At 45.8% G+C, this 25646-nt stretch carries 26 protein-coding genes, 1 pseudogene and 1 riboswitch; of the genes and pseudogenes, 3 read left to right on the forward strand and 24 right to left on the reverse strand.

The genetic code is table 11. The features are described from left to right. Positions 1-59 precede the first annotated feature (59 nt). Positions 60-662 (reverse strand): YphA family membrane protein, encoded by a 603-nt coding sequence (locus ACKTRM_RS10710; protein ID WP_012117870.1) that lies wholly within the window; start codon positions 660-662, stop codon positions 60-62. A 76-nt stretch (positions 663-738) separates the two neighbouring features. On the opposite strand from ACKTRM_RS10710, the gene ACKTRM_RS10715 reads away from it, so the two are divergent. After that, positions 739-870: a YpzI family protein gene (locus tag ACKTRM_RS10715; protein ID WP_003153429.1), complete on the forward strand. Its 132-nt coding sequence runs from the start codon at positions 739-741 to the stop codon at positions 868-870. A 34-nt stretch (positions 871-904) separates the two neighbouring features. On the opposite strand, the gene fni is transcribed toward ACKTRM_RS10715, so the two are convergent. The 17 genes and pseudogenes from fni to ACKTRM_RS10800 form a co-directional block, all read right to left on the reverse strand. Continuing rightward, positions 905-1954, reverse strand: a complete 1050-nt coding sequence (fni, locus tag ACKTRM_RS10720) for a type 2 isopentenyl-diphosphate Delta-isomerase (RefSeq protein WP_012117871.1) — start codon at positions 1952-1954, stop codon at positions 905-907. Positions 1955-1968: 14 nt separating this feature from the next. Then, entirely contained in the window at positions 1969-3117 is a 1149-nt protein-coding gene (gene rpsA / locus ACKTRM_RS10725; RefSeq protein ID WP_007612259.1) for a 30S ribosomal protein S1, read from the reverse strand. A 227-nt stretch (positions 3118-3344) separates the two neighbouring features. Next, positions 3345-4019 (reverse strand): (d)CMP kinase, encoded by a 675-nt coding sequence (gene cmk / locus ACKTRM_RS10730; RefSeq protein WP_007409450.1) that lies wholly within the window; start codon positions 4017-4019, stop codon positions 3345-3347. A gap of 78 nt (positions 4020-4097) precedes the next feature. Then, positions 4098-4274, reverse strand: a complete 177-nt coding sequence (locus ACKTRM_RS10735) for a YpfB family protein (RefSeq protein ID WP_003153420.1) — start codon at positions 4272-4274, stop codon at positions 4098-4100. 46 nt (positions 4275-4320) lie between these two features. After that, positions 4321-4977, reverse strand: a pseudogene (locus ACKTRM_RS10740) (flagellar brake protein). Between the two features lie 87 nt (positions 4978-5064). Further along, positions 5065-6414, reverse strand: a complete 1350-nt coding sequence (ypeB, locus tag ACKTRM_RS10745; RefSeq protein WP_007409448.1) for a germination protein YpeB — start codon at positions 6412-6414, stop codon at positions 5065-5067. A 24-nt stretch (positions 6415-6438) separates the two neighbouring features. Next, positions 6439-7308 carry a spore cortex-lytic enzyme gene (gene sleB / locus ACKTRM_RS10750; RefSeq protein WP_012117872.1) on the reverse strand — a complete coding sequence of 290 codons (870 nt, stop codon included), beginning with the start codon at positions 7306-7308 and terminating at the stop codon, positions 6439-6441. A gap of 130 nt (positions 7309-7438) precedes the next feature. Then, positions 7439-8095 carry a glutamic-type intramembrane protease PrsW gene (gene prsW / locus ACKTRM_RS10755; RefSeq protein ID WP_012117873.1) on the reverse strand — a complete coding sequence of 219 codons (657 nt, stop codon included), beginning with the start codon at positions 8093-8095 and terminating at the stop codon, positions 7439-7441. 96 nt (positions 8096-8191) lie between these two features. After that, positions 8192-9175, reverse strand: a complete 984-nt coding sequence (locus ACKTRM_RS10760) for a YpdA family putative bacillithiol disulfide reductase (RefSeq protein WP_012117874.1) — start codon at positions 9173-9175, stop codon at positions 8192-8194. A 105-nt stretch (positions 9176-9280) separates the two neighbouring features. Continuing rightward, the gene (gene gudB / locus ACKTRM_RS10765) at positions 9281-10555 is read right to left on the reverse strand and encodes an NAD-specific glutamate dehydrogenase (protein ID WP_003153413.1); all 1275 of its coding nucleotides are present in this window, start codon (positions 10553-10555) and stop codon (positions 9281-9283) included. A 160-nt stretch (positions 10556-10715) separates the two neighbouring features. Beyond that, positions 10716-11300: a genetic competence negative regulator gene (locus ACKTRM_RS10770; protein ID WP_012117875.1), complete on the reverse strand. Its 585-nt coding sequence runs from the start codon at positions 11298-11300 to the stop codon at positions 10716-10718. Positions 11301-11451: 151 nt separating this feature from the next. Beyond that, on the reverse strand, positions 11452-12240 hold the full coding sequence (locus ACKTRM_RS10775; RefSeq protein ID WP_012117876.1) for a metallophosphoesterase: 789 nt from the start codon (positions 12238-12240) through the stop codon (positions 11452-11454). Positions 12241-12326: 86 nt separating this feature from the next. Next, a complete protein-coding gene (locus ACKTRM_RS10780; protein ID WP_012117877.1) occupies positions 12327-12785 on the reverse strand; it encodes a YpbF family protein in 459 nt (152 codons plus the stop codon). 68 nt (positions 12786-12853) lie between these two features. Then, positions 12854-13612, reverse strand: coding sequence for a LysM peptidoglycan-binding domain-containing protein (locus tag ACKTRM_RS10785; RefSeq protein WP_012117878.1), 759 nt, complete (start codon positions 13610-13612; stop codon positions 12854-12856). After that, positions 13590-14177: a CPBP family intramembrane glutamic endopeptidase gene (locus tag ACKTRM_RS10790; protein WP_007409441.1), complete on the reverse strand. Its 588-nt coding sequence runs from the start codon at positions 14175-14177 to the stop codon at positions 13590-13592. Before ACKTRM_RS10790 ends, ACKTRM_RS10785 begins: the two co-directional genes overlap by 23 nt. Before the next feature lie 14 nt (positions 14178-14191). Continuing rightward, the gene (locus ACKTRM_RS10795; RefSeq protein ID WP_012117879.1) at positions 14192-15682 is read right to left on the reverse strand and encodes a RecQ family ATP-dependent DNA helicase; all 1491 of its coding nucleotides are present in this window, start codon (positions 15680-15682) and stop codon (positions 14192-14194) included. After that, positions 15675-16733: a helix-turn-helix domain-containing protein gene (locus tag ACKTRM_RS10800; RefSeq protein WP_012117880.1), complete on the reverse strand. Its 1059-nt coding sequence runs from the start codon at positions 16731-16733 to the stop codon at positions 15675-15677. Before ACKTRM_RS10800 ends, ACKTRM_RS10795 begins: the two co-directional genes overlap by 8 nt. Positions 16734-17001: 268 nt before the next feature. On the opposite strand from ACKTRM_RS10800, the gene ACKTRM_RS10805 reads away from it, so the two are divergent. Further along, positions 17002-17250 (forward strand): ferredoxin, encoded by a 249-nt coding sequence (locus ACKTRM_RS10805; protein WP_003153403.1) that lies wholly within the window; start codon positions 17002-17004, stop codon positions 17248-17250. Between the two features lie 139 nt (positions 17251-17389). On the opposite strand, the gene ACKTRM_RS10810 is transcribed toward ACKTRM_RS10805, so the two are convergent. Next, positions 17390-17962: an ECF transporter S component gene (locus ACKTRM_RS10810; RefSeq protein ID WP_012117881.1), complete on the reverse strand. Its 573-nt coding sequence runs from the start codon at positions 17960-17962 to the stop codon at positions 17390-17392. Between the two features lie 147 nt (positions 17963-18109). Next, positions 18110-18244, reverse strand: a riboswitch (FMN riboswitch). Between the two features lie 206 nt (positions 18245-18450). Between ACKTRM_RS10810 and serA the strand changes: the two genes are divergently transcribed. Continuing rightward, positions 18451-20028, forward strand: a complete 1578-nt coding sequence (gene serA / locus ACKTRM_RS10815) for a phosphoglycerate dehydrogenase (protein WP_007409437.1) — start codon at positions 18451-18453, stop codon at positions 20026-20028. A gap of 46 nt (positions 20029-20074) precedes the next feature. Here the strand turns inward: serA and ACKTRM_RS10820 are convergent, their stop codons facing one another. The 5 genes from ACKTRM_RS10820 to ccsB form a co-directional block, all read right to left on the reverse strand. Continuing rightward, positions 20075-21139: a hypothetical protein gene (locus ACKTRM_RS10820; RefSeq protein ID WP_023357000.1), complete on the reverse strand. Its 1065-nt coding sequence runs from the start codon at positions 21137-21139 to the stop codon at positions 20075-20077. Further along, positions 21114-21698: an RNA polymerase sigma factor SigX gene (gene sigX, locus ACKTRM_RS10825; protein ID WP_003153399.1), complete on the reverse strand. Its 585-nt coding sequence runs from the start codon at positions 21696-21698 to the stop codon at positions 21114-21116. The genes ACKTRM_RS10820 and sigX overlap by 26 nt, the downstream gene beginning before the upstream one ends. Before the next feature lie 190 nt (positions 21699-21888). Continuing rightward, complete coding sequence (locus ACKTRM_RS10830; RefSeq protein ID WP_012117884.1) at positions 21889-23670, reverse strand: ATP-binding protein; 1782 nt, start codon at positions 23668-23670, stop codon at positions 21889-21891. Next, positions 23667-24389, reverse strand: a complete 723-nt coding sequence (gene resD, locus ACKTRM_RS10835) for a DNA-binding response regulator ResD (RefSeq protein WP_003153397.1) — start codon at positions 24387-24389, stop codon at positions 23667-23669. The genes ACKTRM_RS10830 and resD overlap by 4 nt, the downstream gene beginning before the upstream one ends. Before the next feature lie 81 nt (positions 24390-24470). Then, positions 24471-25646: a c-type cytochrome biogenesis protein CcsB gene (gene ccsB / locus ACKTRM_RS10840; RefSeq protein ID WP_023357002.1), complete on the reverse strand. Its 1176-nt coding sequence runs from the start codon at positions 25644-25646 to the stop codon at positions 24471-24473.

Here is a 25646-nt window from a genome sequence, read left to right on the forward strand (position 1 = left end):
TGAGATCACAATGTATTCTTCAAAATGTTTCGCATTCATGTAACAGTCTCCGTCTGTTTTCAAGACATTTTTGTCGCTCCTTTGCCCTGCTTTTTGCTTTTTTGGCTGATGCGCGCCGCAAGCTGTTCATATGTAGTCAGCCCGACGAGAAGAATCACTCCCGCCGAACAGCCTGAAAGCCATTTATAATCCCCGACGGCTGCAGCACCCGCAATATTGCGGATGACCGCAGCATACAATAGCTCCCCCTGGCACATGCCGAGAACAAAAAGACAAAGCCTCTCAGGGAACCGCCCCTCAACGGAAAGCGTAATAACGGTAAGCAGTATAACCGCCGCCCATTCAGGTTTTATGATAAACCAAACAGGATCATATAATGCAAAAAGAAAAATAAAGCCGTACGCCGCAGCCGCCGTCAGATGAATCACAATATTACGGAGCCGTTTATGCATGCCGAGGCTTCCCGCATAAACAAATGCCGCAGCAAAAAACATGACATATGCCGCATTCAGCGTAAAATAAGCCGTAATCTGATGTATGCTTGCCATCATATTAGTCAAAATAAAGACTGATACGTAAAAACGGCTTTTCGTTTTGGCAAAAATAAAAGTCGCAAGTATCCATAAAAACCACATTGACCAGTAATAATAAAACGGTTCCATAATCGCTCCTCCTCTGATCAGTATGGAGCGGGAACGCATTTTTTAAACCAATTATGCCTGAAAGGAGCGGATAAGGATGGGAAAAGACAGACAGGAGAAAAAACTGAAAGCCTCCCGCCGGGTGGAATCTGATCGCGATGATTCGATTCACCATAAAGGAGCGACAAGCCTTGAGCAAAACGGGGAATTCCGAAAAAGAAAATCGTAAAAAACAGAAAAAGGCATGCGGGTTCGCATGCCTTTTAACGTCTGCTGAAACGGGATGTGTCAATTCCCCGTTCAGAAAGCCAGTGATGTGTGTCACCTTTTATGACCAAAGGCGCCTTTTGCAGTTGGGAAACCGATTGGCATCCGAGGGCGGTCATAATCATTTTCAGCTCTTGCAAAAGCGCCGTCATCTCGTCAAACAGGCCCTCTTCTCCTTTAGAGGTGAGAGCTTTCAGGAAAGTGCCCGCCATTCCCGCGCCGGAAGCGCCGAGGGCAATCGATTTGGCGACATCCAGGGCACTTTGCAGCCCGCCGGATGCGATAATTGATTGATCAGCGGAGAGCGAGTGGATTTCCGCTAAGCTTGCGGCAGTGGAAATTCCCCACGTATTAAAAAATTGAAGCGCCTTCTCTCTGCGCATATTTTCGATCTTAGAGAAATTTGTACCGCCGTATCCGCCGGCATCAACTGCTGCTGCGCCAGCATCAAATAACTGCCGTGCCGATTCCCTGCTCATTCCGAAGCCGACTTCTTTGACAAAAACGGGAACTCCCGCTTCCGCCGCAATCCGCTCAATACGGCCGAGAGCGCCAGTAAAGCTTCTGTCACCCTCTGGCATGACGATCTCCTGAATCACATTTAAATGAATCTGGAGGGCGTCTGCTTGAATCATATCAACTGCCATTTTCGCCTGCTCGGCATCCGCCTCGCTGCCTAAATTGGCAAATATCAGCCCGTCCGGATTCTCTTTTCTGACGATCTCATAAGAACACCGTTCGGAGGGATCTTTTAAAGCTGACATTTGCGAACCGACAGCCAGCGGCATGCCGGCTTTGCGCGCAGCTCTTGCCAGCGATCTGTTAATTTCGTATGTAAGCTGTCCGCCGCCGCCTGTCATCGCATTGATAAAAATCGGCGAACTGCTTGTGAGTCCGCCGATTTTCGTTGATATATCCACTTTTTCCAATGCTAGGTTCGGTAGGCTGACATGAACAAACGTAATATCATCAAGCCCCGTTTCCCGGTTTTGGCCGGTAGACAGCGCATGATTTATATGTTCTCTTTTTCGTTCTGCTCGTGTCACGTTTTATCACCAATTTATTTTAATTTATTAAGCTTGTCTCCGATTAAATCGCCAAGCTGGAAGCCGGTGCTCGGCTCTTCTTTCGCCTGGTATTGGCGGAAGTCCTCCTGATCGGCTTTCGGCGCTTCTTCAAGCTCACGCATGCTTAAGGAAATGCGCTCTTCGCTTTCGTTCACGTCAAGCACTTTCACTTTAACAGTCTGTCCTTCTTCAAGCACTTCATGCGGCGTTCCGATATGTTTATTGGAAATTTGCGAAATGTGCACAAGTCCTTCCACGCCCGGAAGAATTTCAACGAAGGCGCCGAAGCTTACAAGGCGCTGCACTTTTCCTTCAAGCACATCTCCCTGTTTTACCTTTTCGCCGACCTGGCTCCAAGGTCCCGGCAGCGTTTCTTTAATAGATAAAGAAATACGTTCGTTATCGCGGTCTACGGACAGTACTTTCACTTTTACGTCCTGACCTTCTTCCACCACGTCAGACGGTTTTTCGACGTGTGAATGAGACAGCTGCGAAATATGAACAAGCCCGTCAATTCCGCCGATGTCGACAAATGCGCCGAAATCAGTCAGACGCTGCACTTTTCCTTCAAGCACGCTTCCAACCTCAAGCGTTTGGAGAAAATCATGCTTTTTGGCTGTCTGTTCTTTTTCCACTACAGCCCGGTGTGACAGAATCACCCGGTTTTTATCACGGTCGAGTTCAACGACGATAAGAGAGAGGGTTTTCCCTTTATAGTCAGTGAAATCCTCGACGAAATGAGCTTCGACAAGTGATGCGGGAATGAAGCCGCGAACGCCGATATCAACGACGAGACCGCCTTTCACCACATCTTTCACTTCAGCTTCAAACACTTCTTTTGTGTCGAATTTTTTTTCAAGGTCTTCCCAAGCGCGGTCAGCATCAACGGCACGTTTAGATAAAATCAAAGCATCGTCTTCCACTTTTGTTACTTTCAGGTCAAGCTCGTCGTCAACTTTTACGACATCCGATGCTTTCTCTACATGAAGACTTGATAATTCACTGATTGGAATGATTCCGGACTGTTTGACATTGACAATTTCGACATCTACATGCTTGTCCTCTACCTTTGTCACAATCCCTTTTACTACATCTCCAACCTCTGGCACTTGAACATCAATTTGATTCATTTCCTCTGTCATTTGAATAACCTCCTTGGTCCAAACCTACACAGCTTAATTAATACGGTTTGAAAGCTGAACATGTGCATGTCCGCTTTTCAGCCGAATATGTATTAAAGAATCATCCAAAAAAGATTTTGAATGATCAATAAAAAGTTTTATTAGTATTAACTTCTAATAAATGGACTGGTTTGTCAAGCAATAACATCTTGTCTTTCGAAAAAAATTATAAAGCGCTCGACCCGAAGTTAACGTGATTTCTGTTCGACGATCTCCAGAATTTTTCCCGCGACTTCGGCAATGCTGAGTGACGTCGTATCGATTTCAATCGCGTCTTCCGCTTTGCGCAGCGGGGAAACTTCCCTCTCTGAATCGAGTTTGTCGCGTCTGGCAATTTCTTCAATGAGCGTCTCGTAATTCACGTCATAGCCTTTTTTCTTATTCTCTTCATATCGGCGCTTCGCTCTTTCCTCTACGGACGCGAGCAGAAAAATTTTCACTTCGGCATCAGGCAGCACGTGAGTACCGATATCACGGCCGTCCATGACGACACCGCCTTTTTGTCCGAGCTGCTGCTGTCTTTTGACCATTTCTTCTCTGACACCTTTATGCTTGGCGGCGATTGATACTTGGTTGCTGACTTCGTCTTTACGGATTTCTTCTGTCACATCTTCTCCGTTTACCAGAACGATTTGTCCTTCCGGAACGGATACAAGCTCAATTTCCGTACGCTTCAGCAGCTCTGTAAGCGCGGCTTCATCAGTTAAATCGGCATTCTGCTTGAGCGCCGTATATGTAATGGCACGATACATCGCTCCTGTATCAATGTACACATATGATTTTTTCTCAGCCACTATTTTAGCAACGGTGCTTTTTCCGGCAGCGGCCGGCCCGTCGATCGCAATTGATAATTTCTTGTCCATAATCTCTCTCCTTGCTCTTTTCTCCTCTATGGATTGTATCATGAACTGCCGGAAAAGGGGCGAAAAAATTGAGCTGATTTACCGCTTTACCGTTTCAATCCATTCTTTTTTCTCCATTTTATCAACTCCCTCATATTTCACAGCTTTCGAAATATAAGGTTCAATAGGCTGATAATGAAGCAAAAATTGCACCGCGCCCAAAATGATAAGCTGAATGCAGACCAATTTGACCAGCAGACGTTCAAACGTTTTCATACACGCGCACCTCCATTAGGATTAGTATGGAAAAGTGCGCTGCTGTTTATTCCGACAGACTGTTTCTTCTCTGCTGCAGCTGCGCGCGCATACAATATTGGAGTAAAAGCTGCTGTGATGCGGGATCGATTTCTGCAAATTCAAGCGTCATTTTTTGTTTATCCGCCTTTTCATCATAAAAAATCCGCTGGGTAACAGCCTCGGCCGTAATATCGGCTGTATTTTCCTTGCCGGGAAGAGAAAATGAGACATACAGCTTTTCACCTGGTTCCGCGGAAATATGCTCAGGCATCACAACAGCGATTCCGCCGGCGCTGATATTAGAGGAAACCGTTTGAAAAGCGGTTTTTTCCGCTTCCATTTTGACGGATACATCCAATACTGCGTCTGCACGGACGTATCGGCGTCTTTGAATCCGCTACATTTCCTCCTGAGGGGGGATGTCCAATCCGATCATCGGGATGGGGTCTTTTTTCTTTCCTTTGATTATGCTTTTAAATTGATACGGCACTTGGCCATCCCCCATAAATTCCGCTGTTATTTCCAATCCTTTATGCAAAAAGACCGTCCGTCCCGAATCCAGATCGACGGGATATGAGATGTGCAGTTCGCCGTTTTCAACGCTTACTGCTTTGCTCCTTGCTTTTTTGGGCTCATTGTTCTCTATGTATTCAATCCAAATATAATCTCCGACAGCTATCATGGGCCTTCACTCTTTCATTATTTATGCTTTTATTAAAGCATGTAACGAAAAAAAGGAAAAGACTTTTAGTCCTTTCCTCCTTTATTTTTATAGGTCTTTATATATAGGTTCTGCACTTTTTAACTTTTCTATTTTTTCCTCTTTTCCGTCGTCCGCATTAATGAACATTTGATACGTGTCTTTCCCGATCGTCCCGAGCATTTCGTAGCAAAGCACTTCCTGACCGAGCTCATTCGTGATCAGCGCCTGCCGGGTCTCCCGCACTTCAACATTTTTATTCAGCTTCGCTTTCGCTTCATCAGCTGACAAAGCGGGAGCCGGAATCGTTCTCGTGCGGTGCGCGGCCAGGTAATCACGCGCGGAAAAACCGACGACTTCACCATCATCCAGCGCCACTTTCATTCGGATGGCTTCCGGATAAATGCGGACATTTTTCTCCACGGGGATAAAAGAAAAGACGCCGATGTTATTATATTGCGCGCTTTCATCAATTTCGAGGCCTTTTGTTTCATATCCATTTTTCTTTAAAAACGCGACGGCCCGGTTAGATGCTTCATTGAGGCTGATCTTTTGTTTCTTCACGGCCCGTTTTTGAATCAAATAGACCGGATGTCCGCCTTTTTGGGTAATATCCATATAGATAAAAGACTTGTTGTCCGCGTCTTTCATGCGGATGCTGTATACGTCCCGATTCGTTTTCCTGCCGCTTTTGACCACTTTAATTGAATAATTATGATCAGGCGCAAACCGTTGTGCGATTTTGACCGCTTCTTTTTCCGTAATTTGTTTTCCTTTCAGATGCGTAAAACCTTTTCGTTCTGTATTTGCTCCCGTAAATGTGGGGCTGATGCTGTCTTCAGAAAAAGCGCCTACATTTTTTTCGACTGTTTTAAAGCTGTCGACGATCGTATTATCGCTTTGTTTTTTGTCAGAGGCGAGCGCCATCTCAACATCCATCCACCGTAAATTTTTGCTCATGACGAGATGCTGAACGCTGCGGAGCTGGTTTTGAATGTTCTCCGCCTGTTTGTACAGGCTGTTCAGTGTTGTATATTCTTTCTTATCAAGCGGTTTTTGGTCTAAATCCCGGACGGATGTTTTATAGCTGAAATCTCCTATGTTGGATAAAAACTCCTCCGTCTTATTAAAAGGCATGAGAGTCAGGGGCAGCTGGCTCACATTGTTATGAGCTTCAGATGTTATTCTCCATACATCAATGAGCGCCGGAGACAGAGATTTTTTACTGTTCATCGCAAGCGTCGTCCCGATTTTGTCGTGAAGCTGATCTACATGGTACGTCAATTCATGAAAAGCCCTCTGATAATTATTTTCCGCATGCAGAAGGACCGCATCTTTTTCCTGATGCTCTTTATATCCCCAGTATCCGGTTGCGGCGATCGCGACACCGAGAACAGCGATAATGATTCCTCTAATCATGTTAACACCTCATTTTGCGTACTTTTACTCACAGAAAATGTGCTTTCCGATTCTTTTAATCTGCGGACGTCCCCAAATCCATTTGCTTGTCGCCGTATCAGGATTGAAATAATAAATGGCGTTTTCAGAAGGATCCCAGCCGTTGATCGCATCAAGAACCGCTTCTTTTGCTCTTTCATTCGGCTGCATATATATTTGGCCGTCGGCAACGGCGGTAAACGCGAGCGGTTCGAAAATGACGCCGGCCACCGTATTCGGAAATAACGGGCTTTTAATACGGTTTAAAATAACCGCGGCGATGGCAACCTGCCCTTCAAACGGCTCACCGCGCGCTTCCCCGTACACAGCCTGTGCCAGAAGATTGATGTCGTTGTTTGAGAAACCGCCAGGCATATTGGCCGCTGTCGTATTTTGCTTTTGATTTGACTGACCGCCTGTTTTGTTTTGCGGCTTTTGAGCAGGCTTATTCGTTCCCGCCGGCTTCTGCGTTCCGGCTCTCGGTTTTGTTTGGTTTTTCAATGGGACGTTGCCATAATGAGTGAACGTATTCCCTTTTTGGATCTGCTCCATTACATATTCACGGTAATATTTTGATTTAGAAATCAGCACCTGTTTGGTTTTCGCGCCGACGAGGCCGTCAACCGGCTTCATGCCGAATTTCTCCTGAAAATTTCTCACGGCCCAGTATGTGGTCCAGCCGTAAACACCATCGATTTTCCCGTTATAAAATCCGTTATATTGAAGACGGGCCTGCAATTCTATAACATCATCACCCGTCGCGCCTCTTTGAATCACTTGATTTGAAAACGCATGAACCGTTTCATGATGATCGAAGAAAGCAGCGGCGAAAGAAAATAGAATGAGACATGCCATAAAGGCTCCTTTGCACTTCATCTCTTCAAGCCTCCTACTGCAAAATTTAAAGTGTACCCGTATTGTCTGTCACGAGGTTATTTTTATGCACGTTTCCTTCTTATCCCCTGTCAAGGCATAAAAAAGAAACCGCACGCGACGCGCGGTTTCTTCACACTTGGATCATATTGACGGAGCGTGCTTTTTTTGCCTTTCGCAGCCCGAACCACCATAAAAACAGCATAAACGGCAGCATATAATATACCCAATGATTGAGGGCGGTAAGAATAAAATCGTAAGAACCGTGCAGACATGAAGGCACGGCCAGCGAAATCACAAACCATTTGACACGGGCTTTTTTCTGCGAAAAGCGGGCTTTTCCGAGATAAAATCCCATAATTACTCCGATCAGCGCATGGCAGGAGACCGGCAGAAGCGCCCTGATGAAAGCATGCTCAACGCCGTGGCCGAATAAATACAGAATATTTTCAAGCGTGGCAAATCCTAAAGACACACTGGCCCCGTAAACGATTCCGTCATAATGCTCATCAAAATGAGCATGCGGATACACACTGATCATCAGAACGAACCATTTCACCGATTCTTCCAGAAATCCCGAAGACAAAAACGAAACGAAAAAGCTTCCTCCCCCCACATGCTCTTTTTCAAGAACATATTGGATAAACATGGTCGGAAACACAAGGACAACCCCGAGAAAAAAAGACCTCAGCACCATATGTACGGGTTCATTGTCATACTGATCTTTTAAATAAAAATAGCTTAACAGCGCAATGCCGGGAGCAATTCCTGCAGAGATGATTGCAAACATCAGGCAACCTCTTTCCTTTATATTCCTATATCTATCGTACCATGTTGTTCATATTTTTACATCTTTCAATTTTTTTAAAAAAGAGCATATGAATGATCATATGCTCTCTGCACCCAGCCGTTTTGATATTTCATTTGCGATCAAGCCGCCGTGAAAACGGCCGTTCTCGATAAAAATTTCGTTGGCGTTATTTCCAGCCGCAATGACTCCGGCGATAAAAACACCGTCAACATTTGTTTCCATCGTTTCTTCCCGGAAAAACGGCCGGCCTGATTCCGCATCAATCCGCACACCGATTTTTTCGAGGAAACCGTGATCGGGATGGTATCCCGTCATGGCAAATACGAAATCGTTTTTCAGCCGGACCGTCTCATTTCGGCCGGAGCGGAAAATGATTTCATCTTCCGTCACTTCTTCAAGACAAGCGCCGAATTCCATCCGGATTGTGCCGTTTCTGACGAGGGCCTCAAACTCAGGCAGAATCCACGGCTTGATGCTCGGGGAGTACTCATGTCCTCTGTAGAGCACCGTGACTCGCGCACCGGACTTCACCAGTTCCAAAGCCGCGTCCACACTTGAGTTTTTCCCGCCGATCACAGCAACATCTTTATCAAAATAAGGATGGCCTTCTTTAAAGTAATGAAATACCTTAGGAAGCCCTTCACCCGGTATGTTCATATAATTCGGATGATCATAATATCCTGTCGCAATGATACAAAACGGAGTGAGGTAGCGGTCTTTTGATGTTTCTACAAGAAAACGGCCGTCTTCCTGTTTCGTTACGCGCTCCACCGTTTCAAAGGCGTTTACGCGCAGCTCTTTTCTTCTGACAACCTCTCTGTAGTAAGAGAGAGCCTGTATTCGGACCGGTTTTCTGTTTTCCGTAATAAAGGCGACATCGCCGATCTCCAATTTTTCACTTGAACTGAAAAAAGTTTGGTGGGTCGGATAGTTATAAATGCTGTTTACGACATTCCCTTTTTCGATCACAAGCGCGTTCACGCCAATTTGCTTCAGATGTATAGCCGCCGATAATCCGCAAGGACCTCCGCCTATTATAATTGCTTTTTCTTCTGTCATGTCCTTCAACTCCTGCGATTGGCATTTCCATCATAAGTTTCCACTCATATAAAAAATCTCCTATATTATCATAGGAGATTTTTTTTGTTTATGCAAACGATTGGTTTATATCCAGCCTCTGAAACGCGAAGCCTCCGCCATTTTCCGCACGCCGACCATGTAAGCCGCAAGCCTCATGTCAATCCGGCGGTTTTGGGACATTTCATAAATATTATTAAACGATTTTATCATCATATTTTCCAGTTTTTCCTCGACTTCTTCTTCACTCCAGTAGAAGCCTTGGTTGTTTTGAACCCATTCGAAATAAGAAACCGTTACACCGCCGGCGCTCGCCAGAACATCGGGAACCAGCAGCGTTCCTTTGTCTGTCAGGATTTTCGTTCCTTCCAGTGTCGTCGGTCCGTTTGCCGCTTCTACAACGATTTTCGCTTTGATGCGGTCAGCGTTTTCTTCTGTAATTTGGTTTTCGATCGCCGCCGGGACAAGTATATCACAGTCCAGCTCAAGCAGCTCCTGATTCGTAATGGTGTCATTGAAAAGCTTGGTCACCGTACCGAAGCTGTCTCTGCGGTCAAGCAGATAATCAATATCAAGACCGTCCGGATCGTAAAGGCCTCCGTACGCGTCAGAAATTCCGACAACTTTCGCGCCGGCGTCATGCATAAACTTGGCCAGATAGCTGCCCGCGTTTCCGAAACCTTGTACGACGACGCGCGCGTTCTGAATATCGAGACCTTTTTTCTTGGCCGCTTCTTTTATGCAGATGGTGACGCCTTTTGCCGTCGCTGATTCCCTGCCGTGGGATCCGCCGAGTACAAGCGGTTTTCCCGTAATAAAGCCGGGTGAGTTAAATTCATCAATTCTTGAATATTCATCCATCATCCAAGCCATAATCTGTGAGTTTGTAAATACGTCAGGCGCCGGGACGTCTTTAGTCGGTCCGACAATCTGACTGATTGCTCTGACATATCCCCTGCTCAGTCTTTCAAGCTCTCTGAATGACATATTTCTCGGATCACAAACAATTCCGCCTTTACCACCGCCATAAGGAAGATCAATAATTCCGCATTTTAAACTCATCCAGATGGAAAGTGCTTTCACCTCTTTTTCAGTTACATTCGGGTGAAAACGAATGCCGCCTTTTGTCGGACCTACGGAATCATTGTGCTGCGCACGATAGCCTGTAAATATTTTCACAGACCCGTCATCCATCCGAACAGGAATTTTAACCGTTAATAATCTGAGCGGCTCTTTCAGCAGTTCATACACTTCTTCTGGATACCCCAATTTTTCCAGAGCTTTATGTATTACGGTTTGGGTTGATTTTAATACATCATGTTTGTCTTCTTCATTATGACCGGTGAATCGATCGGCTGCCATTTGAGTTAACCTCCTAAAATCTTCTGTTTCTCTCATGCTCCCTTTCAGTGACTAGTATACACCTTCAATATCTCCGTGCATAGAAGAAAGACAATGATTTTTCCATTATTTCGCCTAAAAAAAGACGGCCGCTGAAAACAGCTGCCGTTTCAAATCTTTTTTATGAAAAATGTTTGTGGATGGTCTCCACAGCATTGCCGTCCATGATGAGTTTTCCGTACTCATGGAGCCTGTAAATCGTAATCGTCGCCGGGTGTCCGTATTCAGCCAGCACCGCGATGACGCCTTCGGCGGACCGGGAGCCGAGGTCTTCAAGGCTTACATAGTATTGGTTCTCATAGTGGTAGACGGTGCCGCCGGTAATCCCGATTCGGTGAAGGCTTCCGGCAAGCTGAATGATATCTTCAAACGAATGGAACTGATAAATAATATCCGGGCTTTCGTCAAGTTTGACCTGCATCTCGATGTAATCATCGTCATATTCGTCATCTTCTGCGTCCGCGTCATGATTTTTCGTTACAATCACAACCATGCCTTGTGCCTGAAGAGAATATACTTCCACCGCGATCGGACCATTCGCTTCAAAGCCGAGCTCTGTATTTGCTTCATTCATCATATCTTTAAATAACTGGTGGACTTTAAACGAGTCCTTCCAGAGGTCTTCTTTTGTCAGTCCCCGATCAGTCAGATCGTCGAGGGTTAAAAAGATTTTAATCTTATTATAGTTCAGACGCTCAAGCCGCATAATGTTCCCTCCTGCCTCTTCTTGCACACAAATCATATAACACAGTATATGAATAAATGAGTCATAGGTTCTTAATTTGTTATCAGTTTACACCGTGTACAGCGGGAAGACAAGCAGAATGCCGTTTTTTATCACCGCGGCCGGGTTTGTTTCAGGAAGACGGCTCATCCGGTCCGCACAGCGTAATCATATGCGTCTCCGGTTTCGCCCCGAGCCTCAGCGGAACTTTTGTCGTCCCGTAGCCGTTGCTGATCAGGTAATGCGCTTTTTTTACCGTTCCCGTCCCGCCCAATTCGTACGGCCCGAACCGTCCGAAACGGATTTGGCCGCCATGCGTATGGCCGCTGAACACAGCGTCAATCCCGTCTGACTCCCTCATCTGCTCATGGATGTCCGGGTTATGGCAAAGCAGGAGGTTTACTTTGTCAGCATCCGTATATCTGATTGCAGATTCGTAATCATCCATCATCATCCTGATATCATCCACCCCGCAGATCGTAACGGTTTCCCCTTTATAAGCAAACTGAACCGATTCATTTCTCAGCGGGATCACTTTATATGCCCGTAAAAGAGAGAGCAGTTTTTGCTGGCTGACCTCGTAATCATTATTTCCCCACACATACATGACAGGCGCAAGAGCCGTAAGACGTTTAATGTTTTCTTCAATTCTGGCGTAAGGAACTCCGCCCTCCGCCAAATCACCGCCGAGCAAAACGGCATCCGGCTTATAACCTGCCGCTTCGCGGAGAAGCTTTTCATCAATTAAACGGCGGTGCACGTCAGATATAAAAAAGATGGTGAGCGGCTTCATCCCCTTCATTTTATCAAGCGTAAATGTATGTGTTTTCAGATGGCTGCCGTTTGCCGTTTTGTACATAACGGCCGCCATAACCGCAGCCGCTCCCGCCAATGAGCCGAGAATTCCCGCTGTAAGCTTCATAAACGCACTCTCCATTCTGTCATTGTCTTATATTAGACGGACAAACAAAAAAAGACGTTTCTATCCTTTCCGGAAAACGCCTCATTTTATTTGCTTTCAAAATAAAGATTGATATCATACCGATGTTTCATCAAGTGAAAAACAGATTCTCTCGCCCTCCATTTTTCAGGCTGGGGCCATAAATCCGTGCTTTTTTGGATAATTTCACATCTCAGTTTATGAAATTCACCCTCAGCTTTTTCTTCCTTTTTTTTAAAATAATAAGAAGTGCAATACGCAAAAGCGGAAGCCATAATCCAGCACAAGTAAACCGTATGGCCTAATATTTCCTGCAGAATCAGCTGCGGAGAGGCTTGGGGGGCATTAAAGCTTTTAAACATCAGCAGTATGCACATCAGGGAAAAACAAACGAGGGACGCCCACTGCCATCTTCGGCATTGTACGGCATAATTTTCGTATTTTAATTTCCGTTTCACCAGCGCCTGAAGCATTTGTTTCGTCGGTCCGTCAGCAAATCGGTCTAATTGCTTCCATAAAGAATCCATGCGCTTCACACCTTGTCCGTTTTCATTGGTACACTATATGAAAAACGCGGTGAAAACATGCATTTATTTTAATCAGACAGCGGAATGTTCAGAACCTGGCCGGTGTACACGTCGTTTCCGTTTAATCCGTTGTAGCTGCGGATTTTTTCTTCGCCCGCCCGGCTTTTATAGTATTTCATTGAAATGCGGTAAAGCGTTTCTTTCGGCTGTACAGTATGCTGTACGGTCCGCACTTTTTTTGGGACAGTCCCGGCTTGATCACTCACCTCAGCCGGAGCCGCTTTTTCACGGACAGCCGGCGGAGACTGCTGTTTTGTCTCCGCGTATTCGGTGTCTGTCGGCTTTACTTGTTTTTCTGAGGGCGTTTCCGTTTTTTCACTTGGTTTTTCTTTCGTTTTTTCAGGTGCAGCCGCTTCTTTCTTATCTTTGTCGTCAGACTTTTTTTTCGGTTGTTCTAAAAGAGCGGTTTCTGACGTTTCTTTCTGAGCGCCTTTCGGAATAACGGCAGGCGCGCTTTCACTGTGGTCTATAAAGACATCTTCATAGTCCTTCGGGTCAAATCTGCTGCTGTTCGTCATATAAAGAAGACCGAAAAAGACACCGATTGTTACGATAATGAACAGGACGGTCAGAAAAGTGAACAGCGGCGTTTTTGTTTTGGTTTTTTCCTTCACCTGCTCTTCCTTTTTTTTACGCTCCTCTTTTACAGATTGTCTTGTCGGGAGGCTGTCTTCAAGATATTCAATTTGTTCATCCGCGGCCGCGGCAACCTGCTGCTCGGCACGCAGCTGAGCTTTTCTTCTTTCAACTCTTGACATTTCCGTCATGCAAACCCCTCCTAACATATTGAAAACGGATCTGACAGGCAAATACCGCATCAATAATAAAATGCGCTGTAACCGGAACGAATAAATTGCCGGTCCATTCATAGATAAGCCCCAGCAAAAGACTGATGCCCGCAACCATCATAAACAGAAGCCACTTCGCCAAGTATCTGAAATGAAGCACGGTAAAAATGAAGCTGGCGGCCCATAAGCCGATATGTGTTTGCAGAACGCCTCTGAACAAAATCTCTTCGCTGAACGAAATGAGAAGCGTCAAAAACAAAATGTGCAGAACCGGCCTGTTCTTAAAAAGCAATACATTAATGCCGCCGTCATCATATAAATGCGAAGGACACCATTTCATCACCGCCAGATCGGCAAAAATGACAAGGACGGCAAGAGTTACACCGTACCATATGATATTATCGTCACGTATATGCCACAGTTTTAAAAAATCGTGAATGTCGGTAAAAAAGAAAAAGCCGATAACAGCTGAAACCGCCAATATGAGCAATTGGGTGGCGTACAGCTGCATCACAATCTCCCGGTCTGAGAGCTGCCGGATCAATTCGCTTTGCCGTCTCAGCTGAACTCACCCGCAGACTCTGATCCGAAAATCCGGCCTAATTCCAGCTTCCAATCTTCAAACCGTTCCATATTTTTACGTTCTCCTTTTTGCTCGTACGGAGCCAGATCAAGTCCGCAGCTGCTGCAGCATTGTCCGGTTTGACCATCAGGCTCATACGGTTCATCAAAATAAGACAGCAGCGCTTCTCTTATACATTCTTTCCGCTCTAATAACGCCGAAAAACGATTCATTTTACGCAGCTTCTTTTCCACGCGGTATGTCAGTTCTTCCTGCAGCTGCTCTTTTGTGGTTTTTCCTTGCAGATACAGATGGACGGCCGTTCGCGCCTGTGTTTCCTGGACGCCTTTATTGATCAGAACGTCCCGAAGCTTTCGTTCATCACCCGTACCGGCATCCCGTATGATAGCCAAAATGCCTTCCAGGTCATAATCAGACAGGCTTTCTGTCTGAATAATCTGCTGCTGAAGCTCGGTATCGCCGGGCGCCCTCAGCAAAATACTGACACTCGGGCTGCCGTCGCGTCCCGCTCTGCCGATTTCCTGCATAAAGGCCTCGGCCGTTTGGGGAGGATAAAAGTGAATGACAAAGCGGATATCTGACTTATCCACACCCATGCCGAACGCATTGGTGCAGCAGATGCAATCAAGCTGGTTATGGATAAATTGCTGCTGGATTAAAATCCTGTCGCCTGTATCCATTCCGCCGTGATAATAATCCGTCCGCTTTCCCGTTTTTTCGTTCAGCTCAGCCGCAAGCTCTTCCGCCCATTTTCTGGTCGGACAATATATGATACCCGGGCCTTCAAGCTTTTCGGCAAGCTCCGTGAGCCTGCTTATTTTTTCGGCATTATCCGCCAAATGTTCTGCCGCCAGGAGAATATTCGGCCGGTTGACTGAATAAAGATGACGCACCGCATGCTCAAGTCCGAGCACATCCGTCACGTCTCTGAGCGTTTCTTTTGTCGCTGTTGCGGTCAGCGCCAATACAGGCGGCTTTCCGAGTGCCTGCCTGAAAGGTCCGAGCTTCGAGTAATCAGGCCTGAAATCATGTCCCCATTCTGATATGCAATGAGCCTCATCAATAACAAATAAACTGACCGGGACATTTTTCAAACGGTTCAGCACATAAGGTGAAGAAAGGGCTTCAGGAGACATATAGAGAAATTTATACCGGCTGATGTTGCTGAGGATAAAATGCCGCTCTGCGGAATTCAGCATGCTGTTTAATGCCGCAACCCGCTTTTCTCCTTTCGCTTTCAGCTGCTGCACCTGATCTTCCATTAATGAAAGGAGCGGCGAAATAATCAGCACCAGCCCGTCCATCATGTAACCCGGGAGCTGATAGCATAATGATTTTCCCCCGCCGGTCGGAAGCATGGCGATCGTATCCTTTTTTTGGAGCACGCTAGTCATAATCTCTTCCTGCCCTTTTTTAAAGGAATGCAAACCAAAATACTTGGATAAAGCTTTATGCAGCTCAGTCATGCTGATTCACCGTCTTTGCCAGCGCCAGCCTGATCTGGAAATAGCTGAAGCGCATCTGCATTCCTTCGCGAATCTGTTTAATTTTATTCGTTTGATGCTGTTTTGCAAATGCCGTTATCATACGCTGTTCCTCTTCAGAAAGATACTGTTCTATAAAAAATGCAGGCTGATGCAATGATATTTCTACGATATGATCTTCGATTGTGGCGGTTTTTAAATTTCTGACCGCGGCGATCCGTTCAATCGGAAACCCTTTTTCCAACAGCTCTAAGGTTTTTCTGGCAGACTGTGTCAGCGCGCTTTCCGCCTGCAGATCGGACAACAGCTCGCGCAGAGCGGGATATGCACATTGCGGAAGCGATTGAATAACATAATGTACCGCTCCCCAAAACTGGACGGACACATACCATTCATCTTCGTTCAGCTGGAGAGCAAGCTGCTTATTCGTTTTGCCGATTCTGTTGAATGAAGTTAAAGAATAGACAAAAATAAGCGCCTGCCGTTCACTTACGCCTTGCAGAAGGTGAAACAGCGTCTCATGCATTTGGACGGAGAGCTCTTTAGCGTCTCTGTTTTTGCGCATGAACCGTTTGACCCATCTCAGCGTCTGCACATCGTTTGTAACCGGGATATATTGACTGCATTGATGCTCTTTGTTTGACAGGACTTGAATGAGCAGGGAAAGCCGCCTCCACAGGGTGACGGCAGGCGTTTGATAATTCGCGCCGTGGCAGTGCTTCGGCCAAGGCCGCTCGGCAAACGCCCGTTCAAGCTTTTGAACGCCGCGCGCAGTCACTTTCCACGTTCCCTCTTCTTTTCCGGCTGTAATGTATGAGTTCTCGGTGAGTTTATGCAAAGAAGCCGCAATATCGCCGCGTTCACAATGTGAAGCCATGCCGAAATATTTAGCGATCTGAAATAAGCCGGCATCCTGAATGGTTTGAGACGACTTTTTTCCTTTTAATAAATGAAACACAGCACTCGGAGTCCGTTCGCCGTCTATTTTGTCCAGACAGTCGAGAACCACGGTATCAAAGTAGTTTATCGCCAATCTAAACACACCTACATTTCTTCTGTGACAAGTTTCGTTTTTTGGTTCTTTTTATTTTAACAGATTTTCATATAAATTTGACGTTTAAAGTCATCTTTTAGGGGGAAGTGCTAAAGAGAATCCCTTATGTGATAAGCATTCTCAATCATTTTTCTGTTGAAATTTGACACTAACATCATTACAATAAGTAAGAGGAATAGGTGTTATATTTAAAAATATATAAGGTAAACCATTTGTTCCAACACGAACAATCTGGGAGGTTTTATTCATGGCAAAGTACACAATTGTAGATAAAGATACGTGTATTGCATGCGGCGCCTGCGGAGCTGCGGCACCAGACATTTATGATTATGATGATGAAGGCATTGCGTTCGTTACGCTTGACGAAAATAAAGGCGTCGTCGAAGTTCCGGAAGTTCTGGAAGAAGATATGATTGACGCATTTGAAGGATGCCCTACTGATTCAATCAAAGTTGCGGATGAACCGTTCGAAGGCGACCCGCTGAAATACGAATAAAAAAGCCCTCCCCGTGAGAGGAGCTTTTTCGTCCTGAATAAGACTCCGGCTGTTATCGGCCGGAGTCTTATTTTTTGCGTGATCAAACAATCAAAAAAGCGCCCGGTCTGTGTTTTACAGAGCGGGCGCTTTGAAGTGGTTATTGTGTCTGGATGCTGCGTTTTTGTTCAATCCAAGGTTTCAGCTTCGTAAAGATGAACGTAAAGACGATGGTGATGATAACGCCTTTTACAATGTTAAACGGCAGGATTCCTGCGACAACCGCCGTTTTTAACTGGCTGTTTGACAGTGCCGGTGAATGTAAAAACCAAGTATACGCGGGCAGGATAAGAATATAGTTCAAAATACTCATCAGCACGGTCATCGCCGCGGTTCCGGCCAGCAGGCTCACTGCAAGCCCTTTTGCCGAATTGAGCTTTTTAAACATAAACGCCGTCGGCAGAATAAACAGCGTTCCCGCGATAAAATTGGCTGCCTGCCCGACAGGCACGCCGGCCATGCTTCCTTGAATGATATACTGCAGAATATTTTTAATCGCTTCAACCGCAACCCCCGCCGCAGGCCCGTAAACCAAAATGGCGATAATTGCAGGAACGTCACTGAAATCAATTTTCAAGTAATCCGGCAGCCCCGGAAACGGGAAATTTAACAGCATAAGCACAAAAGCAATACTGCTAAGCATACTGATGACAACTAATTTTTTTACTTTCACAATGCTCTCTCCTTTTCGATCAAATCTCTCGAAAAGAGGAAAGGTTCTTTTGCGCCCCAATAAAAAAACCGCTTTTGTTAAAAAGCGGGAGCTTACTAAGGCTTGGCAAAGAAACGTTTGATATAAGCATCAAAACGTCTGCTGAACCTCCATCTTCTCCCATCCAGACTATACTGTCGGCTCCGGAATCTCACCGGATCCTGCCGCCGAAGCAGCTCGCGGGCTTAGAGCATGATGCTCATCACCGCCGGTAGGGAATTTCACCCTGCCCCGAAGATTGATCTTATGAATTTATTCACATTATATATGATCAAATTGCAATTGTATAGAGAACTGCTCAAATTTAAATAAAATATTGGGGAAGCCCAATTTAAGCTGATTCAGCGGTTTCCTTTTCTCCTTTACTGCGTCAATACACATTGACACTCTATTGAGAATATGATAAATTATCAGATATTTAGTCAGCTAAACTAGGAGGAAATCTAACAATGTTTCGAGTTTTGGTCTCAGATAAGATGAGCAATGACGGCTTAAAGCCGCTGATGGAATCAGACTTTATAGAAATTGTTCAAAAAAACGTCGCGGATGCAGAAGATGAATTACATACCTTTGATGCCCTGTTAGTCCGCAGTGCCACGAAAGTAACCGAAGAATTGTTTAAAAAAATGACCTCTTTAAAAATCGTCGGCAGAGCCGGTGTCGGCGTAGACAACATCGACATTGATGAGGCCACAAAACATGGGGTTATCGTGATAAACGCGCCGAATGGAAACACCATTTCAACGGCAGAGCATACATTCGCGATGATTTCTTCATTAATGAGACACATTCCGCAAGCCAATATCTCAGTAAAATCAAGAGAATGGAACCGGACGGCTTTTGTCGGGGCGGAGCTCTACGGAAAGACTTTAGGCATTGTCGGTCTGGGCCGGATCGGAAGCGAGATTGCCCAGCGCGCCAGAGCGTTCGGTATGACGGTTCATGTATTCGATCCTTTCTTAACCGAAGAGAGAGCCGGCAAAATCGGCGTAAACAGCCGGACATTCGAAGAAGTGCTTGAAAGCGCGGATATCATTACCGTCCACACGCCTTTAACAAAGGAAACAAAAGGACTGCTTAACAGAGAAACCATTGCCAAAACGAAAAAAGGCGTCCGTCTTATCAACTGCGCAAGAGGCGGCATTATTGATGAAGCGGCGCTTTTGGAAGCGCTGGAAAGCGGCCATGTCGCAGGCGCTGCCCTTGACGTGTTTGAAGTGGAACCGCCAGTTGAATCAAAGCTTCCCGACCACCCGCTGGTGATCGCCACACCTCACTTAGGCGCTTCAACGAAAGAAGCACAGCTGAATGTCGCGGCACAGGTTTCTGAAGAAGTGCTGCAGTTTGCAAAAGGTCTGCCTGTCATGTCAGCGATCAATCTGCCTGCGATGACAAAAGATGAATTCAAAAAAATCCAGCCTTATCACCAAATTGCTGATAAAATCGGAAGTCTCGTATCACAATGTATGAAGGAACCCGTCAAAGATGTTGCGATTCAATATGAAGGCACCATCGCCAAACTTGAAACATCATTTATTACAAAAAGCCTGCTGTCCGGTTTCTTAAAACCGCGTGTAGACTCAACGGTCAATGAAGTGAACGCCGGCGGTGTAGCAAAAGAACGCGGAATCAGCTTCAGCGAGAAGATTTCCTCCAATGAATCAGGATATGATAACTGCATCAGCGTAAAAGTAACCGGAGACCGGAGCACATTTACGTTAACGGCTACGTATATCCCTCACTTCGGTGAACGAATCGTTGAACTGAACGGCTTTAATATTGACTTAAATCCTGCCGGCCACCTCGTTTATATCCAGCACCAGGATACGACTGGTGTAATCGGACGCGTAGGACGCATCCTCGGCGATAATGATATCAATATCGCTACCATGCAGGTAGGCCGTAAAGAAAAAGGCGGAGAAGCCATTATGATGCTTTCTTTTGATAAACATTTAGATGATAAAGTCGTCAATGAGTTGACTTCAATTCAGGATATTGTTTCCGTTAAACTGATTGATCTTCCGTAACCAACAAAAAACCCAAAACATTCATATGTTTTGGGTTTTTTTACGTTTAATGGCTTGGAAGCGGATTAGGCGCGGCAGGGACAGCGATAGGTTTTGTCACATCATAATTACCGATTTTCTTTGTATGCGCATGTGTGAACAGCACCTCAGAATAACCGAATTCCTTCGCCGTTAACAGAAGCCCTTCGATCATTAAAATCCCTTCCAGCGAATTTTCAACCTTATGTTTTTCGGACAATTGAATCCGCAGCTGCTCGCCGTCTTCCCTTTCCGATACCGATGCAATCGCATCTGCTTCTATAATGCTCGCAGTCTGTGAGCCTCCGTCTGTTGTCTTCATCCCGTCAATAGCCTGATATACTGAATAATAGGTTTGTTCAGACGGGATGAGATACTCTTGTCCCAGACTGTCGCTGTAAGAAAAATACGCCCGGTTTGTCTGTTTATGTACGGACATCTCAGCGGAAATGCCGTAAGATTTATAAAAATCCTGTCCGGCTCCGTTTTGAACCTTTTTCAATTTAATCCGCTCGTAAGGACTCCATGTCAAAGTCTCTTTCAGCATCTTTTTCAATAAGTCAGCATCGGCAACTGATTCGATAGAGAGCCGTCCGTTTACCTGCACAAGCAAATCCTTCTTATCCGCCGTTACCTGCACACCTTCCAAAAGGTTCGGCACAGACAGGAAGGATTCGGGCACTTCTAGGTTTTCCGCTTCGGATAAAGCCTCTGAAACCGATTCATCCGGCTTCTTTTTTTCAAAACTGACCGGTATGACGGCGGATGTTTCTGAATCGGCAAATGCCAAAGTAATGTAATTGTTTTTGTTTTGGTTTGAGACGACGAACGTCTTCTGATCCGGCGGCTTGACAGAAGCTGACTGACTGGCTTTTTCTGTCTGGCGGCTGTCAGCGGTAAGATCACCGGAAGATTTGTTTGTCATCAGGTGAGGAGATATAATCAGAGCGATGCACAATGCGCAGATGCCGGCTGCGGCGGGGCCGATCCAGCTTCGGGCCGGTTTTTTCCTGTACGGTTTACCCGTTTCAATATTCCGGTAAATGGCCTCGGGTGAACGATGATCTCTAACCGCCGGAAGTTGTCTTAACAACTCCTCTACTCTTTCTTCGTTCCAATATGACTTCATCATCCATTAGCTCCTCCCTCAAAAGCTCCATCTGTTTCCGAAGTATTTTGAGCCCTCTGTGTTGGGTCGTTTTGACTTTGCTTTCCGAGAAGCGGAGAGCGGCGGCTGTTTCTTGAATGGAATATCCCTGAATAAATCTCAAGATAATAACAGCTCTTTGATCAATGGTGCAATGATCAAGCGCGGTATAAATTTCCCGGACGTTTTCATGCTGTACGGCGAGTTCGTCCGGAAGCAAATGCTGATCTCTGACATCTTGTGTATCCCAATCAAACGTACCCATAATACGCTGTCTGATCGTCTGCTGCTTGCGGAACCAGTCAATCGCCACATGGCGTGCGATGGATAACAGCCATGTTTTTTCACTGCTTCTTCCTTCAAATGTATGATAGGAATTCAAGACGCGGATATACACTTCCTGCGTCAAATCTTCAGCCTGCGACTTATCTTTTACCATATAAAATAAAAATTGATATAAATCTTGATGGTATGCATCATATAATATCTGAAAGGTTTCTTCCATGGGAAACCCCTCCGTTCACTTTTTTGTCGTAAAAATGCGTTGAAAAGTTACATTACAACTATATTACGAGAAACTGGAATTTGGAAGGGAATTTATATTAACATATTCTTAAATTTTTAAAGGAGAAACAAATAAAAAACACCCGCAGAACATGCGGGTGTTTCGTATGGAACAAGATTGTTCGTCAATTTCAGACGTCATCCTGCGCTTTTGTCGGAATATAAAATGTAAACGTCGTCCCTTTGTCGATGCTGCTGTGAACCGCAATTGAGCCGCCGTGGGCTTCCACGATATTTTTTACGATGGCGAGTCCGAGTCCGGTTCCCGCCCTGCCTCTTGTTCTTGCTTTGTCTGCTTTATAAAAACGTTCAAAAATAAAAGGCAGGTCCTCTTCCGGTATTCCAGAGCCGGAATCTTTGATATCGATTTTCAGTCCGTCTTTTACGATCTGAGCCGCGATATGAACGCTTCCGCCTGACTCCGTATGGCGCAGCGCATTATCTATAAGGTTGGTAAACACCTGTTCCATTTTGTCTTCATCAAAGACACACTCCGGCTGAGACACTGAGATGTCCTCTGTGAGCGAAACGCCTTTTTCCTTCGCTACCCCGGAAAATTTGCGGGAGATCTTCTCCAGAAATTCATGCAGGTTTACCGTTTCATAGTGCAGGCCCGTATGTCCGGATTCCATTCTGGCCAAATCCAGCAAATCATTGACGAGCCGGCCCATGCGAAGAGATTCATCATAAATGATCTGTGCGATTTCTTTTTTCTCCTCTTCGGTGCTTGCAATGTCGTCCACTATTGCTTCGCTGTATCCCTGCAGCATAGAAATCGGGGTTCTGAGCTCATGACTGACATTGGCAATGAAGTCTTCACGCAATTTATCCAGCCTGCGCTCTTCGGTCATATCACGGAGCACGGCCACGGCGCCGCGGACGTGTGATTCCGCATAAAGAGGCGACATCAATAAAACCCATGACCTTCCTTGAAGCGTCATTTCAATCATTTGCTCTTTTTCCGTGTTCACTGCATTTTGAAATAGCTCTTTTGCTTCAGGGGGAAGGTTGTCTCCTTCTTTAATGTTCATGTTCTGCTCATAATACCATGCCTGCAGAAAACGTTCGGCCGGCGGGTTGGTCACCAAAATGGTGCCGTCGATATTAATGGTGATGACCCCGTCTGCCATACTGCTTAAAATATTGGACAGCTGTTCTTTTTCCTGATTCAGCGCGTTAATATGAAAATTGAGCTGCCGTCCCATCTGATTAAAGGCAATGGCCAGTTCCCCGATTTCATCTTGGGTCAGAATCGGAATTTTTGTATCAAACTTTCCTTTCGCCAAGTCTTGGGCGCCTTCCCGCATTTTTCGAAGGGGATATGTCACCCTGCTGGATAAAAAGAACGCGAAAAACGTTGTCAAGACGATGGCAATGCCCGCCGCAAGAAAAATATACCGTGTCGTATGTTTCGTCGTATCTTTGACGGCAAGCAGCGATTGGGATAAAAAGACCATGCCTTTTTTGCCGTCTTTTTCATACGGCACTCCGACGATCAGCCGTTCGTTATCCGAACCGGCATTGTTGGGCACCGCGCGTTTGCTTACTTTTTTGCGGTCTGTCAGCGCCTTGTGCAGATCCCGGTCATGTTTGATCTGCTCTAATGTAATAGAGGATAAATGATTATCGTCATTGGGCGAATACCAGACATGCTTATCATCCTGAATGATCGCGATGCTCGTTAAATTGTCCGCCAGTTCCCACGTGATGGATCTGGCAAGCGGCTGGTCTTCATGATTTTCTATTATGACCGCAATTTTGTCGGCAAGCTGCGTTAAATCTTTTTCCGCTTCTTCAACGTGGTAATTTTCTATAAATTCCAGAAGCAGCACCGTTAAAATAAATAAAACAATTAACACGAGTGAAAGAATGGTAAACCAAAGCTTTCCTACTACGCTTTTCCAAAACTTCATTCAGCGCCTACCTCAAATTTGTATCCGACTCCCCATACGGTGACGATTTTTTTCGCCGCTCCCGGGGACACTTTATTTAATTTTTCACGGAGCCGTTTGACATGGGTGTCCACCGTTCTGAGGTCTCCGAAAAATTCATACTGCCACACTTCTTTTAAAAGCTTTTCCCTGTCGTACACTTTGTCCGGTGTTTTCGCCAGGAAGTACAGCAGTTCATATTCCTTCGGCGTCAGGCTCACCTCCGTGCCGTCCGCAGTCACCCTGTGAGCATCGTGATCAATGGATAGATGCGAAAAGACGAGCACATTTTTTGTCGGGGTATTGGCTGTCAGATAAGATGTTTGGGAAGCCCTTCTTAAAAGCGCCTTTACCCGAAGCACCACTTCTCTCGGGCTGAAAGGCTTGACGATATAATCGTCCGTACCCGCTTCAAACCCCTGAACGCGGTTGGCTTCTTCCCCTTTTGCCGTCAGCATGATAATCGGCGTCGCTTTTTTTTCTCTGAGCTGCCGGCATACTTCGATTCCGTCCGTTCCCGGCATCATTAAATCCAAGAGCACCAGATCATAATCTGATGCCAGCCCCATTTTAATGGCCTCGTCGCCGTTTTCCGCTTCTTCAATCACATAGTTTTCCCGTTCAAGGTACATTCTTAAAAGGCGTCGAATTCTGGCTTCATCATCTACTACTAATATTTTAGTTTCATTTGTTTGATCCATCGTTTTCCCCCTGCTTTCCTTCTGTTACTTTCATTTTAACAAACTGTGCGGCAGCTTGAGAACTGTATCGGCTTTTTGCATCTATGCGTACGAATGAAGTCCGGCAAGCACGAGATTCACAAAAATTAAGTTAAACATAATAATGGCGAAGCCGATGACGGCAAGCCACGCGGACTTTTCGCCATGCCAGCCTCTTGACAGCCGCAAGTGCAAATACGCTGCGTAAAATAAAAAGGTAATCAGCGCCCATACTTCCTTCGGGTCCCAGCCCCAAAAACGCGTCCATGCAAGCTGCGCCCAAATCATCGCAAACACAAGCGCGCCGAGTGTGAATACCGGAAAACCGATGGAAACAGCGCGGTAGCCGACTTCATCGACCAAGTCCAGATTCACATTTTTGACGAGCGGGCTGATAAGAGCGCTGATTCTCTTTCTGAATATCAGCCTGAGCGCACCGTATAAAACGAGGCCTGCGCCAAACGACCAGATCACCGTATTGACCTTTCTGCCTGAAAAAATGGCCGGAAGCTCAATAAGCGGCTTCATTGCGCCTTCCGTAAGCAGTTCTCCCTCATGCGGGCCGACAAGCGCAGGCATATCATATATCATGACGCTTTTGGCTTCTTTTTTATCCACCCAATTAAATTCAGCTTTGTAGTCCGCCATCCGGAATGCCGACGTGACGGCGATAAATGCCACGGTCGTCACGAGTATAAACATGATGACTTCGAGCCAGAACGTTTTTTTACCCGGTCTAGATTGGTCGACGTGCTTTAACAGGAAAATGACGCCGGCTACAAAACTGATCGCAAGAATCGCCTGCCCGAGCGCCGCCGTCGTGACGTGAATGTACAGCCAATTGCTCTGCAGTGACGGAATAAGCGGCGTAATGTCTGTCGGAAACATGCTTGCATATGCGATAAGCAAAAGCGCGATAGACAATGTGAACATGCCTAATGAAGGCAGTCTGTAAATAAAGTAAATAATAATAAAAGCTAGAACAAGCATCATGCCGAATGACGTCGTAAATTCAAACATATTGCTGACAGGCGCATGTCCGCTTGCCGACCATCTCGCAATGAAGTAGCCGAGATGACAAAGAAATCCGAAAATGGTTAACGTGATTCCGATAGCCGACCAGCGGCCCTTACCGTCCTTAGCACCTTTTGTTCCCCGGATGGCGCCGCCGAAAACCGGGACGGCAATTAAATAAATCAAAAAGGCAGCATAAAGAAAATTTGCGCTCAGCTCCGCCAT

The organism is Bacillus sp. D7-8 (assembly GCF_052055895.1).
GTDB lineage: Bacteria > Bacillota > Bacilli > Bacillales > Bacillaceae > Bacillus > Bacillus velezensis.

Bases quoted from the DNA above. Each gene is read 5' to 3' on its own strand.
- ACKTRM_RS10710 (WP_012117870.1), bottom strand. From the start codon at position 662: ATGGAACCGTTTTATTATTACTGGTCAATGTGGTTTTTATGGATACTT.
- ACKTRM_RS10715 (WP_003153429.1), top strand. From the start codon at position 739: ATGGGAAAAGACAGACAGGAGAAAAAACTGAAAGCCTCCCGCCGGGTG.
- rpsA (WP_007612259.1), bottom strand. From the start codon at position 3,117: ATGACAGAGGAAATGAATCAAATTGATGTTCAAGTGCCAGAGGTTGGA.
- cmk (WP_007409450.1), bottom strand. From the start codon at position 4,019: ATGGACAAGAAATTATCAATTGCGATCGACGGGCCGGCCGCTGCCGGA.
- ACKTRM_RS10735 (WP_003153420.1), bottom strand. From the start codon at position 4,274: ATGAAAACGTTTGAACGTCTGCTGGTCAAATTGGTCTGCATTCAGCTT.
- ypeB (WP_007409448.1), bottom strand. From the start codon at position 6,414: ATGATTAGAGGAATCATTATCGCTGTTCTCGGTGTCGCGATCGCCGCA.
- sleB (WP_012117872.1), bottom strand. From the start codon at position 7,308: ATGAAGTGCAAAGGAGCCTTTATGGCATGTCTCATTCTATTTTCTTTC.
- prsW (WP_012117873.1), bottom strand. From the start codon at position 8,095: ATGTTTGCAATCATCTCTGCAGGAATTGCTCCCGGCATTGCGCTGTTA.
- ACKTRM_RS10760 (WP_012117874.1), bottom strand. From the start codon at position 9,175: ATGACAGAAGAAAAAGCAATTATAATAGGCGGAGGTCCTTGCGGATTA.
- gudB (WP_003153413.1), bottom strand. From the start codon at position 10,555: ATGGCAGCCGATCGATTCACCGGTCATAATGAAGAAGACAAACATGAT.
- ACKTRM_RS10770 (WP_012117875.1), bottom strand. From the start codon at position 11,300: ATGCGGCTTGAGCGTCTGAACTATAATAAGATTAAAATCTTTTTAACC.
- ACKTRM_RS10775 (WP_012117876.1), bottom strand. From the start codon at position 12,240: ATGAAGCTTACAGCGGGAATTCTCGGCTCATTGGCGGGAGCGGCTGCG.
- ACKTRM_RS10780 (WP_012117877.1), bottom strand. From the start codon at position 12,785: ATGGATTCTTTATGGAAGCAATTAGACCGATTTGCTGACGGACCGACG.
- ACKTRM_RS10785 (WP_012117878.1), bottom strand. From the start codon at position 13,612: ATGACGGAAATGTCAAGAGTTGAAAGAAGAAAAGCTCAGCTGCGTGCC.
- ACKTRM_RS10795 (WP_012117879.1), bottom strand. From the start codon at position 15,682: ATGACTGAGCTGCATAAAGCTTTATCCAAGTATTTTGGTTTGCATTCC.
- ACKTRM_RS10805 (WP_003153403.1), top strand. From the start codon at position 17,002: ATGGCAAAGTACACAATTGTAGATAAAGATACGTGTATTGCATGCGGC.
- serA (WP_007409437.1), top strand. From the start codon at position 18,451: ATGTTTCGAGTTTTGGTCTCAGATAAGATGAGCAATGACGGCTTAAAG.
- sigX (WP_003153399.1), bottom strand. From the start codon at position 21,698: ATGGAAGAAACCTTTCAGATATTATATGATGCATACCATCAAGATTTA.
- ACKTRM_RS10830 (WP_012117884.1), bottom strand. From the start codon at position 23,670: ATGAAGTTTTGGAAAAGCGTAGTAGGAAAGCTTTGGTTTACCATTCTT.
- resD (WP_003153397.1), bottom strand. From the start codon at position 24,389: ATGGATCAAACAAATGAAACTAAAATATTAGTAGTAGATGATGAAGCC.
- ccsB (WP_023357002.1), bottom strand. From the start codon at position 25,646: ATGGCGGAGCTGAGCGCAAATTTTCTTTATGCTGCCTTTTTGATTTAT.